The organism is Veillonella sp. 3913, from assembly GCF_003992235.1.
GTDB lineage: Bacteria > Bacillota > Negativicutes > Veillonellales > Veillonellaceae > F0422.
The window spans coordinates 64,302-80,027 of record NZ_RQVF01000007.1 but is presented as its reverse complement, the minus strand read 5'-3'; the positions used below and the strand labels follow the sequence as shown (position 1 = coordinate 80,027).

Genomic DNA, 15,726 nt, shown 5'->3' with positions numbered 1-15,726 from the left:
TTCTTCTACGTTTGAGATTTTTTTGTTTGTGTTATTGTGTATATCAATATGTTTATATTATTTATGTATTGTTTAGTTTGAGAGTAGTGTGATTCTGTAAATGTCTCAAACTATTATAAAGTCTTTAATGCAGAACATTTTGTTTGAGAGTAGTGTGATTCTGTAAATGTCTCAAACGGAAGAAGATTTAAATAATCCAGAGTTATTGTTTGAGAGTAGTGTGACTCTGTAAATGTCTCAAACCACTACTTACATCGCAGAACCAGCTGAATAGTTTGAGAGTAGTGTGATTCTATAAATTTTTCAAGCTAAAATTTCTAGGGTATAGCCATATTCTTTACTTATAAGTAATTAAATGTTAATAATAACTATCGAATGTTTTTCAAAATATGATATACTATCAGTAGCTGATATATATTTCCAAAAGGTATCAACTAAATACATATAAAGTTTACGTGTTTTGCGATATAGCAAGCTTCTAAACTTTAGCTGAAAGTGTGGTTTGAGAGTAGTGTGATTCTGTAAATGTCTCAATCTCTTAATTATGTGGGTAACCACATGTAACTTGTGCATGTATAAAGGTTAAATTAATAGTATGTTTATAATAGGAAGAACGCCAAACATGCATTTTATGAAAATGGTACGTTTGAATATATTAGAGGCTAGATTAGACTGAGATTACATAGTCTAATCTTTTTTTTATAAACTTTCACGAACCATTATCAGTAAATTGTATTTCCCTCTCCACTCGTGTATAATAACAACTATAAAGATTTTTAAGGATAAAGAATTAAACAGGAGGCATGGAATGAATCGATTCCAAATGGAACTTGCTGGTCGCACGTTATCAATCGAAACTGGCGAGTTAGCAAAACAAGCAAGTGGTTCTGCATTAGTACAATATGGTGATACGGTTGTATTGGTTACAGCAACGGCATCTAAAGAGGCAAAAGATATTGACTTTTTCCCATTAACAGTAGATTACGAAGAAAAAATGTATGCTGTTGGTAGATTCCCAGGTGGTTTTATTAAACGTGAAGCACGTCCACCAGAGTCTGCTATTTTGAATAGCCGTTTGATTGACCGTCCAATTCGTCCTTTATTCGATAAAGGTAGCCGTAATGAAGTACATGTAGTAGCTACTGTATTATCTGTTGATCATGACCATGCACCTGAAATCTGTGCGTTGATTGGTGCTTCTGCGGCATTATCTATTTCTGATATTCCATGGGCAGGTCCTATCGCTGGCGTGCGCATGGGCCTTGTAGAGGGCAATATTGTGGTGAACCCAACCAAAGCACAATTAGAAGCAACTACATTAAATATGGTAGTAGCTGGTACAAAAGACGCGATCTTGATGGTAGAAGGGGAAGCGAATGAAATTCCTGAAGATGTCATCTTAGAAGTGATCATGACGGCTCACGAAGAAATCAAAAACATCGTAGCTTTCCAAGAAACTATGGTAGCTGAAATTGGTCATGCAAAACGCGCGTTCCCAATTAAAGAAGTAGACCCAGTGGTAGCAGAAGCAGTTCGTGCCTATGCACATGACAAATTAGATGCAGCTGTACGCTGTGCAGATAAAGTGCAACGGGAAGAGCAACAACAAGCTGTGTTCGAAGAAGTATTGGCTCATTTTGCGGAACAATTCCCAGAGCAAGCAGGCGATATTTACGCTACATTAGAGAAAATGGTGAAAGAAATTGTGCGCCATATGATTACGGTAGAAAAAATCCGTCCAGATGGCCGTCAATTAGATGAAGTTCGCCCTATTTCTTGTCGCGTTAGCGCCTTGCCACGTACGCATGGTTCTGGCTTGTTCACACGTGGTCAAACACAAGTATTAAACATTTGTACCTTGGCTCCATTATCTGAAAAACAAACTATCGATGGCATTGGTCTAGATACAGAAAAACGCTACATTCACCATTATAATTTCCCATCTTTCTCTGTAGGGGAAACTCGTTCCTCTCGTGGTCCTGGACGTCGTGAAATTGGTCATGGTGCGTTGGCTGAAAGAGCATTATTAGCAGTTCTTCCAACAGAAGCAGAATTCCCATATGCTATGCGTTTAGTATCTGAAGTATTAGAATCCAATGGTTCTAGCTCCATGGCCAGCGTATGTGGTTCTACTTTATCCTTGATGGATGCAGGGGTACCGATTACAGCGCCAGTAGCAGGGGTGGCAATGGGTCTTGTAACGCAGGATGAACATTACACAATCTTAACAGATATCCAAGGTATGGAAGATGCTTTAGGTGATATGGACTTTAAAGTAGCAGGCACTACAAAAGGTGTGACTGCCATCCAAATGGATATTAAAATTTCTGGTTTATCTCGTGAAATCTTAGAAGAAGCATTAGCGCAAGCTCACAAAGGTCGTATGCACATCATGGGTAAAATGATGGAAGCGATCCAAGCACCACGTGAAGAAATGTCTAAATGGGCTCCTCGCATCGTAACGATGAAAATTGATCCAGATAAAATCCGTGACGTTATCGGTACAGGTGGCAAAGTTATCCGTGGCATTATTGAAGAAACTGGTGCTAAAATTGACATCGAAGATGATGGCACTATCTCCATTGCTGCCGTAGAAGCGGAAGCGGCTGAAAAAGCAATCCAAATCATTACGAACTTGACAAAAGAAGTAGAAGCAGGCGAAGTGTACATGGGTAAAGTCACTCGTTTGATGAATTTTGGTGCTTTTGTAGAAGTATTGCCAGGTAAAGAAGGCTTAGTTCATATTTCTCAATTAGCAAGAGAACGTGTAGAAAAAGTAGAAGATGTAGTCAATGTAGGCGATGAAATTATGGTTAAAGTTATCGAAATCGATGACAAAGGTCGTATCAATTTGTCCCGCAAAGAGCTATTAAAATAATTGAGGTGCACTATGGATATTCGTGGATTTGAAGTAGTTTCTGCCTTTGAAGGACAAGGTATCAATTTACCGAAGCGTAAGACTTCTGAAAGTGCAGGCTATGATATTGAATGTGCAGAATCTGTTGTAGTAGGCCCTAAGGAAACAGTATTGATTCCTACAGGATTGAAAGCGTTCATGCATTATGATGAATATTTAGCGATCCACGTTCGCTCAAGCATGGCTATCAAACGAGGTTTGATGCTTACCAATAGTACAGGGATTATTGACTCTGATTACTATAACAATGAAGATAACGAAGGTCATATTATGATTGCTGTGTATAACATTACAGACGCTCCCGTTGCCTTAGAAAAAGGAGAACGAGTAGCACAAGGTATCTTCTCCAAATACTTACTCACAAATGATGACGATGCGCGCGGTATTCGTACTGGTGGTATTGGTAGCACAGGCAGTAAATAACAACATATACTAAGGAATGTAACCACATTTCTTTCACTAGAGAGTTTTAAGGCTTAGTCTTAGAACTCTCTAGTTTTTTGCATATCATTGAATTTCATTGTTGAAATGGAGTATAATATAGTTTGATATAGTCTATCCTAAGGAGGATGTACCGTGTTTACATATGCAAAGCAACAATGGGAATTAGGTAAAAGAATATATGGATACCATAGCTGGCGTGAAAAACGACGTATTTTTTTATTCACTGCCCGTTCCTATAAAAATAAATCTCAGTTGAAACAATTGGAAGCCTATTTTGAACACTATCATAGCTATCCAAATTTGTTACAAGATCAAGAGGGTATTTGGGAGATTATTAATCGTGTATTCTTCTACAAAGAATCTACAGCCCAAGAACGATTAACCTGTATTACACAACATTTTGATATGCTACCGAAATATGTGACAGACGATGCGATTCGATCCTTGTACAGTCCCTCTGAAAGCGGCATTCGATTATGGCATTCTGAAGAATTAGCTTTAGAGGCGACCTTACGTTTTATGACTGGTCAACGGAAAGAAGGCTTACTTAGTTTGCTCTTAACCTACGAAGGGGATGGAATCTATCATATCAACTTCCGATTAGGTGTGGATCCATCGGGACAACCATGTATTTGGGTTGGTACTATACAAGGATATAAAGAGGGCTTAGATAAGGCGAAGAAGCTAACGAAAACAATGCATGGCTATCGTCCTAAAAATTTTATGTTTTTTCTATTACGCCAATTAGCCACTTGCTTAGGTATTGAGACCTTGTATGCAGTGTCCGATGAAGGGTTCTATACGAATACGCATTTGATTCGTTTCAATCGTCATAAATTAGTGAAATTTGATGACTTTTGGGAAGAATTAGGGGGACATGTATGGGAACAAGACTCTCGATTCTTTGTGATTCCTTTAGAAGAGGAACGGAAAACCTATGAAACAGCGAAAACACATAAACGAAATATGTATCGCAAACGCTATGAAATGTTAGATACTTTTATAGAAGAAATTCAACAGCAAGGAAAGACTTTCTTGCGCAACCAATAGGAGGATACGGTATGAAATGTCCTTATTGTCATCATGATGAAATTAAAGTGACAGATTCACGGTCTACTGACGATAATAATATTCGTCGCCGTCGAGAATGTATGAGTTGCGGAAAACGCTTTACGACCTATGAAGTCATTGAAGATTTACCAATCATGGTGATTAAACGAGATCAGAAAAAAGAATTATTTGATCGATCTAAATTGATGAATGGCTTGTGGAGATCTTGTAGTAAACGAGGCATTTCCACAGATCAATTGGAATCGATTGTAAATGAAACAGAAAAACAAATTCGCATGGAAGTAGAGCAAGAAGTGACTACGGAGCGAATTGGTGAAATTGTATTGTCCTTGTTGAAAGATGTAGACCAAGTTGCCTATGTGCGATTTGCCTCTGTCTACCGACAATTTAATAATGTAGAAAGTTTTTTAAAAGAATTACACGAATTATTGGACAATCATGGAAAGGATACAACACATGAGTGAGTTACATCCAATTGTTAGTGCCCGTTTTTCAGATCATGTAGATACATTGAGTGCTACTTATGAAGTAATGGGTGTTATCGAAGCCATGGCGGAGCGTTGTAAGGCAGCGCTAGCAGCAGGCAATAAAATTTTATTTTGCGGTAATGGTGGTTCCGCTGCAGATTCTCAGCACTTAGCAGCAGAATTAGTGGGACGGTTTCAAAAAGAACGCCGTTCTTTGGCTTCTATTGCATTGACTACAGATACGTCTATTTTGACAGCTGTAGGCAATGATTATGGGTATGATGAAGTATTTGCCCGACAAGTAGATGGCTTAGGCCGGTCTGGAGATATTTTGATTGGTATTTCTACATCTGGAAATAGTAGAAATGTGGTAAAAGCCGTAGAATCTGCTCGTAATATTGGTATGCATACCTTTGCTTTTACTGGTGAAGGTGGCGGAAAGATGGCAGAGTTATGCGAGTTAACTTTTGCAGTGCCATCTAAAGTGACAGCCCGTATTCAAGAAATGCATATTTTAGCTGGTCATATTTTATGTGAATTGGTGGAAGAAGACTATGCCTAATCGTACATTACAATCGTTTTTGCTTCGTGATTTACCACAATTACAAGTAGGGGTTATTGGTGACTGCATGTTAGATCGCTATATTTTTGGCGATGTAAGTCGTATCTCTCCAGAATCTCCAGTGCCTGTGAATTTAGTGCAACGTGAAACGGAAGTGTTAGGCGGTGCTGCCAATGTAGCAAATAATTTAGCTCAATTAGATTGCCAAGTGCATATGGCATCTCGTATTGGCGATGATGCACATGGTAAGATTGTACGCCAATTATTAGAAGATAATGGTATCCAAAGTACTGGCGTCTTTACTGAAGATTCTATTCCGACTACCACGAAAACACGCATCTTAGGTGGACAACAGCAAATGATTCGCTTAGATTATGAAGTGAATCAGCCTGTGTCCAGTGCCAGTGAAACAGCTATCCTTACTTGGCTAGATGAGTTGTTGCACAAAGGATTGCAAGGCCTTGTGATTTCTGACTATGGTAAAGGTATTTGCCAACCATCCTTGTTAAGTCAAGTATTCAGTAAAACTCGTGCTGCTGGCATTATGACTATTGTGGATCCGAAAGGTTCTGACTGGTCAAAATATAACGGTGCTACTTGTATTACTCCTAATGTGAAGGAACTCAGTGAAGCTGTAGGCTATGAAGTGCCCAACACAGATGAAGCGGTTGTGAAAGCAGCACGTCATATTTTGGATAACATGGAGCTAGACTTTATCATTGTTACGCGTTCTGCTAAAGGGATTACCTTAGTTCGTAAAGATGGCAATGTGTGGCACAATGCAGAAACGAAACAGCAAGATGTATTCGATGTGAGCGGTGCCGGCGATACGGTAGTGGCCATGATGCTCACTACATTAATTGCGGGCTTATCTATCCGAGCCGCTTTAGTAGCAGCCAATGCAGCAGCAGGTGTGGTGGTATCCAAAGTAGGTACCTATCCAATTCACCGTCAGGAATTATTAGATTTATTGTCTTCTATGAAAGCAAAAAAAGAAGATAAAGAAAGCATCTATTCTGTAGATACATTAGCCCAAAAGATACGGTTGTGGCAAGATCGTGGTGAAGTGGTTGTCTTTACGAATGGTTGTTTTGATATTTTACATCGTGGTCATTTGACCTATTTAAAAGAGGCAGCAACACTGGGTGATCATTTGGTGGTGGCCCTCAATTCAGATAGCTCTGTGCGTCGTTTAAAAGGGGATAGTCGTCCTATCAATCATGAACTAGATAGAGCCTTATTGATGAGCTCTTTAGGCTTTGTAGATGGTGTGGTTCTATTTGAAGAAGATACGCCAGCAGAGGTGCTTTCACAGTTGCGACCAAATATATTGGTTAAAGGTGGAGATTATAAGCCAGAAGACGTCATTGGCAAGGAGTTTGTAGAGGAAGTACAAATCTTGCCGTTCCAAGAGGGATATTCCACAACAGGAATCATTGAACGTATTCAAGGATTAATAGAGGAAGGAAAACTATGATTATTGTTACTGGTGGTGCTGGCTTTATCGGCTCCAATATTGTAAAACAGTTGAATAATAAAGGTCGCAATGATATTTTGATTGTTGATGATTTAACGGATGGTCGTAAAATCCGCAACATTGAAATGTTGGATTTTGCAGATTATATCGATTATGAAGATTTTGATACTGCGGTAGAACAAAATACCTTTGATTGTGGACCTATCGAAGTGGTATTCCACGAAGGTGCTTGTGCAGACACTATGAATTATGATGGTAGATATATGATGAAAAATAACTATGAAGGATCTAAAAATCTCTTTCATTATTGCCAAGAACGTCGAGTTCCTTTCATCTATGCATCTTCTGCATCCACCTATGGACATGGGACTAATGGATTCCGCGAAGACCCATCTTGCGAACAAGCTTTAAATCCATATGCGTATTCTAAACTACTATTTGACCGCTATGTAGCAAAATTTAGAAACCAATTACAATCTCAATGTGTGGGCTTACGCTATTTCAATGTCTTTGGACCGAATGAAACACATAAAGATAAGATGGCATCTTTGGTGCGTCAAATGTATTATAAATTGATGGAAACTGGTGAAATTACACTCTTTAAAGGCATCGATGGATATGGTGACGGTGAGCAAACCCGTGATTTTATCTATGTAAACGATGTGGTAAATGTGAATTTCTATTTCTGGGAACACCCTGAAATTAGTGGTGTATTCAACTGTGGTACAGGTCATGCTCATACATTTAATGAGTTTATGAAAGCAGTTATTTCCTATGCGGGAAAAGGCTCTATTCGCTATATTGACTTCCCAGAGGTGTTGAAAGGTAAATACCAAAGCTACACCCAAGCTGATACAACGAAGTTGTTGGCAACTGGCTATGACAAAGGATTTACACCATTAAAACAAGCAGTTCATGAATATTGTGAGTTATTAGCGACTAATGAAGGATATGTAAAATAATGGAAACTAGACAGGTATTATTTTTAGATCGTGATGGAGTTATTAATGTAGATGTAGGATATTTAAGTGATCCTGCGAAATTGGAATTTATTCCAGGTGCTATTGAGGCTATGCAAGAGGCACAACGCCGTGGGTATGACATCATTGTAGTGACAAACCAAAGCGGAGTGGCTCGCGGATACTACACAGAAGACGATGTGCATCAGTTACACGAAGAAATGTCTCGCCGATTAGAGGCAGAAGGTGTGAAAGTATTGGCCTACTATTACTGCCCACATCATCCAGAAGGATCTGTGGCAGAGTACACGAAAGACTGTGATTGCCGCAAACCAAATCCTGGTATGTTGACGAAAGCAATTCAGGACTGGAATGTAGATGTGGATGGTAGCTTCCTAGTCGGTGATAAACCATCTGATGCGCAGGCTGCTGAGTCCATTGGCATGCGTGCGTACCCATTTGAAGAAGACAACTTAATGACATTCTTAGAGCCTATTTTTGCCTGGGAAGAAGGCAGAAAGCTATTGGGGCTGTAATGGTAGAACGAACACTTGTATGAGGCACCTCATAAGGTGTTCGTTTTCTTGTAGTGTAAGAAAAGTTACATTTTATGATTGACGGAATAGCTGATTTGTACTACTCTATACGAGGAACTAACTGTATAGTCTGTATCAAGAAGAACAGAACTGAGTTCCATTTTTTAGTATTGGTTCGACTTATATCCTAAGGGAATAAGAACGGAGGAAAACATGGAAAAAGAAACAGCGTTGCAAACACAACCATCGCAAAAATTTACGGTACGTCAATTAACGATTATTGGCTTATTGGCAGGGATTACGATTGTACTTGGCATGACAGGATGGGGCTTTGTGCCAATCCCACCAATTAGTGGGACCATCTTGCATATTCCAACCCTTTTAGGTGGTATCGTAGAAGGTCCTAAAGTGGGGATGTCAGTAGGGTTCTTATTTGGTGCTTACAGTATGGTACGAGCGTATATGTCACCGAATGTTTTATCTTTCGTGTTTATGAATCCAATCATTTCTATATTACCAAGAATGTTGATTGGTTTAGTAGCAGCGTTGGTATATATGTACTTGCCAGTTAAGGTAAGAGCTATCCGTATTGGTGTAGCCGCTTTCTTAGGAAAAGTCACAAGTACTATCCTTGTATTGACTGGTATTTATACAATCTATGGTGTAGAATTTGCAAAGGCAACACACATTTCACAAGAAGCTGTATTTGATGTGGTGATGGGTATTGCATGGTCTCATGGTATTCCAGAAGCACTATTAGGAGTAGCCGTTGTAACACCTGTGGCACTAGCTGTCATCAAAAAATTTAAATGATAATGAAATTGAGTGTATAGACTGCTCATGCATTCAAGTACGGATTTTTTAAATCGGATATAATCAAGAAGTGAATTAGCAAAGACTGATCACTTCTTGTTTTTTTATGTGTTAGGAGGAGTATACTCATGAATTGGAAAAACGATTAATCTACTTTGTGGGTGATAAACCTTCTGATGTACAGGCTGCTGAAGCGATTGGAATGCGTGCCTATCCATTTGAAGAAGAAAATTTAATGACATTCCTAACACCTATCTTCGCTTGGGAAGAAGGCAGAAAATTGTTAGGGCTGTAATGGTAGAACGAACACTTGTATGAGGCACCTCATAAGGTGTTCGTTTTCTTGTAGTGTAAGAAAAGTTACATTTTTTGATTGACAGATGAGCTATTTTGTACTACTCTATACGAGGAACTAACTGTATAGTCTGTATCAAGAAGAGCAGAACTGAGTTCCATTTTTTTATTAGTGGTTCGACTTATATCCTAAGGGAATAAGAACGGAGGAAAACATGGAAAAAGAAACAGCGTTGCAAACACAGTCATCGCAAAAATTTACGGTACGTCAATTAACGATTATTGGTTTATTGGCAGGGATTACCATTGTACTTGGTATGACAGGTTGGGGCTTTGTGCCAATTCCACCAATTAGTGCTACTATCTTGCACATCCCAACTATCTTAGGTGGTGTTGTGGAAGGGCCTAAAGTAGGTATGTCAGTAGGTTTCTTATTCGGTGCGTACAGTATGGTACAAGCTTACATGGCGCCTAATATTTTATCCTTTGCATTTATGAATCCTATTATTTCTGTATTGCCAAGAATGTTGATCGGTTTAGTGGCAGCGTTGGTATATATGTATGTACCAATTAAGGTGAAAGCCATTCGTATCGGCTTAGCTGCATTCTTGGGAACAGCTACTAATACAATCCTTGTTATGACTGGTATTTACACAATTTATGGTGTAGAATTTGCAAAAGCTACACATATTTCACAAGAGGCAGTATTTAATGTTGTGATGGGTATCGTATGGTCTCATGGTATTCCAGAAGCCTTGTTAGCAGTAGCTGTTGTAACACCAGTGGCAATTGCGGTGATTAAGAAGTTTAAATGATAATGATATTGAGTGTATAGACTGCTCATGCATTCAAGCACGGATTTTTTAAATCGGATATAATCAAGAAGTGAATTAGCAAAGACTAATCACTTCTTGTTTTTTATGTGTTAGGAGGAGTATACTCATGAATTGGAAAAAACGATTAACCTATTTTGTATTAGGAGCTACTATGGTGGCTACTGCAGTAGGTATTGCTGGGTGTGGCAGTGATACAAAACAAGCAGCACCAGCTGAAAAAATGAAGGTCGTTACTACCGTGTTCCCTGTATATGATGTAGCGAAACAAGTAGGGGGAGACAAAGTTGATGTGACTTTATTAGTGCCTCCAGGAGCAGAACCACATGATTGGGATCCAACTGCAAAAGATTTAAAAGAAATTGGTACTGCTAAAGTGTTCTTATATAGCGGTGCAGGTTTGGAACCAACAGAAAAGATTTTAGAAAAAGATGTGCTACAAAAAGCGCAACCTGTAGAATTGTCTAAATCTGTTACTTTGTTGCCAGCTCCAGATGAAGATGAAGACGAACATGATCATGACCATGACAAAGATCATAAAGACGACAAAGATAACCATAATAAAGCTCAAAAAGAAGATAAACATGAGCACGAACATGAACATGGCGAGTTTGATCCACATGTATGGTTAGATCCAATGAATGTTGCTAAAGAAGTAGATGCCGTTGTAGAAGCCTTCTCTAAAGCAGACCCTACGAATGCAAAATACTATGAAGCTAACGGCAAAGCATACAAAGAAAAATTACAAGCTTTGCATGCTAAATATGAAGAATTTGGTAAAACACAACACGACAAACATTTAGTGGTTAGCCATATGGCATTTGGTTACTTAGCAAATGCATACGGTTTTGAACAATTGGGTATTATGGGCGTATCTCCAGATGCTGAACCAACACCAGAACGAATGGCTGATATTGTGGCGTTCATCAAAGAACATAATGTAAAAGCAATCTTCAGTGAAGAATTGGTAAGCCCTAAATTGGCTAATGCTATCGCTGCTGAAACTGGCGTAAAAGTGTATGTATTAAACCCTGCAGAAGGTTTAACAGAAGAACAAGCACAAAAAAATGTGACATACCTTGACATCATGGAAGAAAACCTTAAAACATTGAAAGAAGCGTTAGCTCACTAATTCCTATGCCTTTTGCTTGCTTGAAACGGTATTAGATGATAATATAATAGAGTAAGTTTGTGCTTAGGAGGAATGAAGATGTCTAAACGTATTCGTACAATTAACACTGAATCCCTACAAAAAACTGCTAAAACAGGCGGCTGCGGCGAATGTCAAACATCTTGCCAATCTGCTTGCAAAACTAGCTGTACAGTAGGTAACCAAGTGTGCAAACAAAAATAATCATTCGATTAGCAATAAGCTGTTCACCATATGGTGGGCAGCTTATTTGCTTTATATTACTTCTAGGATTATACTAAAAGTGTTACTATAAAACATACAAAAATCCCCCTAGATGTACCAGATCTAGGGGGATTCTGTATGCTAACCCTTTATGTCTTTAGCTTGTCTAAATTATAATATCTGTACTTCAAAAGTACAATTTTTTGCATACTATAATTTTAGAAAAAGTATACTCTATATTGATAGCTTTCTATACGTTACGAGTATAAAGTGATATAATATACGGTAGACTTTAGTAAGTTAATGGAGGTATGAATGTTAGAATTACAACCGATGATTCATAAATTTAAAATGAAAGATAAGTTCTTTCTATTGGATGTAAATAGTGGAATTATCCATGTGATCGATGAGCTCATTGATCGTGTATTAGATATCTATAACGGTACCAACCGTGATGCTGTACATAGTGCGTTAGATGCTACAGAGGATGCAGCGGAGTTAGATGAAATTATGGATGAGTTAGATGAACTCATCAAAGAGGAAATGCTCTTTGCTCCTATGTCTGCAGAGTTCAAACTAGTGGTAGATGAAAAACCAATTGTAAAAGCTCTTTGCTTAAACATTGCTCATGATTGCAACTTAGCTTGTAAGTATTGTTTCGCTAGTCAAGGTGATTACGGCGGAGTAAAACGAGAATTAATGAGTTTTGACGTGGCGAAACGTGCTGTAGATTTCTTGATTTCTATGAGTGGTCCACGCCAGCATTGTGAAATCGATTTCTTTGGTGGTGAGCCATTGTTGAACTGGGATGTAGTGAAACAAACCGTAGAATACATTGAATCCATTCAAGAAAAACATGGAAAAATCTTTAAATTGACATTGACCACTAACGGCATGTTATTGACACAGGATAAAATCGATTATGTGAATGAGCATAACATGAGTTTGGTGCTGTCCCTAGATGGTCGTGAAGATGTGCATAATAGTATGCGCCCAAGTTCTGGTGGCAAAGACACTTACAATACAGTAGCGAAGAACTTAGTGAATGCTGTTAAACAGCGTGAGGGCCGTGAATATTATGTACGTGGTACCTATACACATAATAACTTGGACTTCTGCAAAGATGTAGAAGCTATGTCAGATTTAGGGTTTGAACATTTGTCTATGGAACCAGTGGTTGGCGAAGATGGAGCTTATGTGTTACGTCCTGAGGATATGCCGATCATCGAAAAAGAATATGAAAAATTGGCAGACTTATATTTAGAACGTCAACTAGCAGGTTGGGGTGAGAAATTTAACTTCTTCCACTTCCGTATGGACTTGTATCGCGGACCATGTATGGCAAAACGTTTGCGTGGTTGCGGAGCGGGTCATGAGTATATGGCGGTCGTACCGAATGGGGATATTTACCCATGTCACCAATACGTAGGTAAGGATGGCTATGTGATTGGTACGGTCTTTGATGGTTTGAAAAATTATGACATACCGACACAATTTAGAAATACTCACGTATTTACGAAAGAAACATGTGCCAACTGTTGGGCAAAATTCTTCTGCTCCGGCGGTTGCCATGCGAACAATGAAACATTAGGTGGAGACCTTAGCACACCATACGAAATGGGATGTAAATTACAGAAAAAACGTATCGAATGTGCTATTATGATCCAAGCTGAACTGGATGCAGCGGGGATCCGACAAGAAAATCACTAAAATTTTATAACTGAAGGGAGGCGGGTTCTATGAAAGCATACACCATACATGTAACAGGCATTGTACAGGGCATAGGATTCCGCCCCTTTGTGTCTAAACTAGCCCATGAATTAAGACTAGTGGGGACAGTGAGAAATGACACGAGCGGTGTGGAGATACATATACAAGGTGTAGAGGCAGATTGTCGACTGTTTATAGAGCGATTGCAATCTGACTTGCCTATGCATGGACGCATTGATACTTTGCGTGTAGAACCAAGCACAGTACAATCATTGCACTCGTTTACGATAATCCTTTCCCAAGGTGCTCAGGGCAATGCCTTTATTGGCGCCGATATGGCACCTTGTGAGGCATGCTTGCAGGACATACAAGACCCTGAGAATCGACGCTTTCAATATGGGTTTACAAATTGTACAAATTGCGGTCCTCGATATACGATTATTGAAAGTACACCCTATGACCGTGACACAACGTCTATGAAAGTATTCCCTATGTGCGAAGATTGTCAGAAGGAATACGAGGACCTCGAGGGCCGGCGATACCATGCCGAGCCCAATGCTTGCGAGCACTGTGGACCTATGTTTACTTTGAAAGGTGCAGATGGAACGGTGCTCGCTAGTGGACAGGATGCCATAGAGCAGGCCAAGCAGTTGATACAACAAGGTGCCATTGTGGCATTAAAAGGCGTTGGTGGCTACCACTTGGTCTGTGAAGCATTACAAGAAAGAGCGGTACAAACCTTGCGTCAGCGTAAAGGACGGCCTAGAAAACCCTTAGCGGTCATGGCAGGATCCTTGGAAACGGCAAAACAGTATGTATACATATCTGAAAAGGAAGAAGAACTATTGTTGAGCCCAGCAAGGCCTATTATGTTGTTGCGAAAGGTAACAGAGCATAATACGGTGGCACCAAGTGTAGCTCCTGGTATGGAAACCTTAGGCATTTTGCTGCCCTATGCTCCATATCACTACAGTTTAGTACCGTCTAATGCTCTATGGGTTATGACTAGTGCGAACCGAAGTGGTGATCCTGTATTATATAATGATGCCCAGGCATTGGAAGAATTACAGGGGATAGCAGACTATATATTGACTCACAATCGGGAGATTATCTCTCCTGTAGACGATTCTGTGGTACAAGTGGTGCATGATACATCAATCATGATTCGCCGTAGCCGAGGATACGTACCTGTATCCATTCCTGTAGTAGCATTAGAGAAGAGGTCAACTATGCTAGCTATGGGTGCAGATATGAAGGCAGCATTTGCGATGAATCGAGGTTCTCATGCTATCCTTAGCCCCTACATGGGAGATATGGAGCATCAGCGAGTACAGGATTTGTTATGGTCCACAACAAAGCGCTATGAAGACTTATTTCAATTACAACCAACAGAGGTCATCGTGGATGCCCACCCGAATTACTACACATCACAGTGTGGTAGAAACTATGCAGAGAAACATCAATTACCTGTCATAGAAGTGCAGCATCATCATGCCCATGTGGCAGCGGTACTGGCAGAGTATAATATTCAGGAACCAGTGTTAGGTATTTGCTTTGATGGGACAGGATATGGCACAGATGGCACTCTATGGGGCGGTGAGTTTTTATATTGTCATCAAGAGCATATGGAACGTATGGCACATTTGAGTTATGCCCCCTTGCCAGGTGGTGAAGTGGCAGTACGAGAACCATGGCGTCAAGCATTGTGGTATGTGAATCAGATCTATCCATCAGGGGTACCCACAGTCATAGAAGAGTGGAAGAAAACACTACCTAAGGGATGGGAACTATTAGAGAAAATGATGCCTCATATGCAGATGATACAGTCTTCTAGCGGTGGTCGTTTATTTGATACGGTAGCGTCTTTGTTAGGGGTAGGCCATGAGCATCTCTATGATGCGCAACTTGCTATCGAGTTAGAACAACTGGCGCTTTCAGAGAGGGGCACTATCCTAGACATGAAGCTGGACGGAACGGTATTAGATACAATGAGTTTAGTACGATCTGTGATAGAACAATTAGAATGTGGTGAAAGTGTAGCAAAAATCTCAGCAAACTTTCACAGAACTTTGATATATTATTTAGGACAGATGGCGAAACAATGTTGTAAGGAGCGACAAATTTCGCATATTGTCTTGTGTGGAGGAGTATTCCAAAATCGCATTCTCCTAGAAGGAGTGATACGGGAATTAGAAGAGTACCATATCCACATTCCTAACCAAAGCCCTTTGAATGATGGTGGTATCGCTTTAGGACAATTATGGTTGGGAAATTATATGAATAGATAGG

General features: G+C 39.6%; 15 protein-coding genes. All 15 read left to right on the top strand.

Features of this window, described 5'->3' with window-relative positions; all coding sequences use genetic code 11:
* Positions 1-808 precede the first annotated feature (808 nt).
* The 15 genes from EO113_RS07760 (at position 809) to hypF (ending at position 15,725) form a co-directional block, all read left to right on the top strand.
* On the top strand, positions 809-2,878 hold the full coding sequence (locus EO113_RS07760; protein WP_127061159.1) for a polyribonucleotide nucleotidyltransferase: 2,070 nt from the start codon (positions 809-811) through the stop codon (positions 2,876-2,878).
* Positions 2,879-2,890: 12 nt separating this feature from the next.
* Complete coding sequence (locus EO113_RS07755; protein WP_009353037.1) at positions 2,891-3,340, top strand: deoxyuridine 5'-triphosphate nucleotidohydrolase; 450 nt, start codon at positions 2,891-2,893, stop codon at positions 3,338-3,340.
* 153 nt (positions 3,341-3,493) lie between these two features.
* A complete protein-coding gene (locus tag EO113_RS07750) occupies positions 3,494-4,411 on the top strand; it encodes a DUF535 family protein (protein ID WP_127061157.1) in 918 nt (305 codons plus the stop codon).
* Between the two features lie 11 nt (positions 4,412-4,422).
* Positions 4,423-4,896 (top strand): transcriptional regulator NrdR, encoded by a 474-nt coding sequence (gene nrdR / locus EO113_RS07745; RefSeq protein ID WP_062401889.1) that lies wholly within the window; start codon positions 4,423-4,425, stop codon positions 4,894-4,896.
* Complete coding sequence (gene gmhA / locus EO113_RS07740; protein ID WP_127135985.1) at positions 4,889-5,461, top strand: D-sedoheptulose 7-phosphate isomerase; 573 nt, start codon at positions 4,889-4,891, stop codon at positions 5,459-5,461. Before nrdR ends, gmhA begins: the two co-directional genes overlap by 8 nt.
* On the top strand, positions 5,454-6,938 hold the full coding sequence (locus EO113_RS07735; RefSeq protein WP_127135984.1) for a PfkB family carbohydrate kinase: 1,485 nt from the start codon (positions 5,454-5,456) through the stop codon (positions 6,936-6,938). Before gmhA ends, EO113_RS07735 begins: the two co-directional genes overlap by 8 nt.
* Positions 6,935-7,900: an ADP-glyceromanno-heptose 6-epimerase gene (gene rfaD, locus EO113_RS07730; RefSeq protein WP_127061151.1), complete on the top strand. Its 966-nt coding sequence runs from the start codon at positions 6,935-6,937 to the stop codon at positions 7,898-7,900. Before EO113_RS07735 ends, rfaD begins: the two co-directional genes overlap by 4 nt.
* Positions 7,900-8,433, top strand: coding sequence for a D-glycero-beta-D-manno-heptose 1,7-bisphosphate 7-phosphatase (gene gmhB, locus EO113_RS07725; RefSeq protein ID WP_127010772.1), 534 nt, complete (start codon positions 7,900-7,902; stop codon positions 8,431-8,433). The genes rfaD and gmhB overlap by 1 nt, the downstream gene beginning before the upstream one ends.
* Before the next feature lie 213 nt (positions 8,434-8,646).
* Complete coding sequence (locus EO113_RS07720; protein ID WP_062401874.1) at positions 8,647-9,246, top strand: ECF transporter S component; 600 nt, start codon at positions 8,647-8,649, stop codon at positions 9,244-9,246.
* 133 nt (positions 9,247-9,379) lie between these two features.
* The gene (locus EO113_RS07715) at positions 9,380-9,541 is read left to right on the top strand and encodes a hypothetical protein (protein WP_009353045.1); all 162 of its coding nucleotides are present in this window, start codon (positions 9,380-9,382) and stop codon (positions 9,539-9,541) included.
* Between the two features lie 214 nt (positions 9,542-9,755).
* Positions 9,756-10,355: an ECF transporter S component gene (locus tag EO113_RS07710; RefSeq protein ID WP_126940889.1), complete on the top strand. Its 600-nt coding sequence runs from the start codon at positions 9,756-9,758 to the stop codon at positions 10,353-10,355.
* A gap of 127 nt (positions 10,356-10,482) precedes the next feature.
* Positions 10,483-11,505, top strand: coding sequence for a metal ABC transporter solute-binding protein, Zn/Mn family (locus tag EO113_RS07705; RefSeq protein WP_127061149.1), 1,023 nt, complete (start codon positions 10,483-10,485; stop codon positions 11,503-11,505).
* Between the two features lie 78 nt (positions 11,506-11,583).
* The gene (gene scfA / locus EO113_RS07700) at positions 11,584-11,727 is read left to right on the top strand and encodes a six-cysteine ranthipeptide SCIFF (protein WP_009353042.1); all 144 of its coding nucleotides are present in this window, start codon (positions 11,584-11,586) and stop codon (positions 11,725-11,727) included.
* A 315-nt stretch (positions 11,728-12,042) separates the two neighbouring features.
* Positions 12,043-13,437, top strand: a complete 1,395-nt coding sequence (gene scfB / locus EO113_RS07695; protein ID WP_126940888.1) for a thioether cross-link-forming SCIFF peptide maturase — start codon at positions 12,043-12,045, stop codon at positions 13,435-13,437.
* A 29-nt stretch (positions 13,438-13,466) separates the two neighbouring features.
* Complete coding sequence (hypF, locus tag EO113_RS07690) at positions 13,467-15,725, top strand: carbamoyltransferase HypF (RefSeq protein ID WP_127135983.1); 2,259 nt, start codon at positions 13,467-13,469, stop codon at positions 15,723-15,725.
* Position 15,726 lies beyond the last annotated feature (1 nt).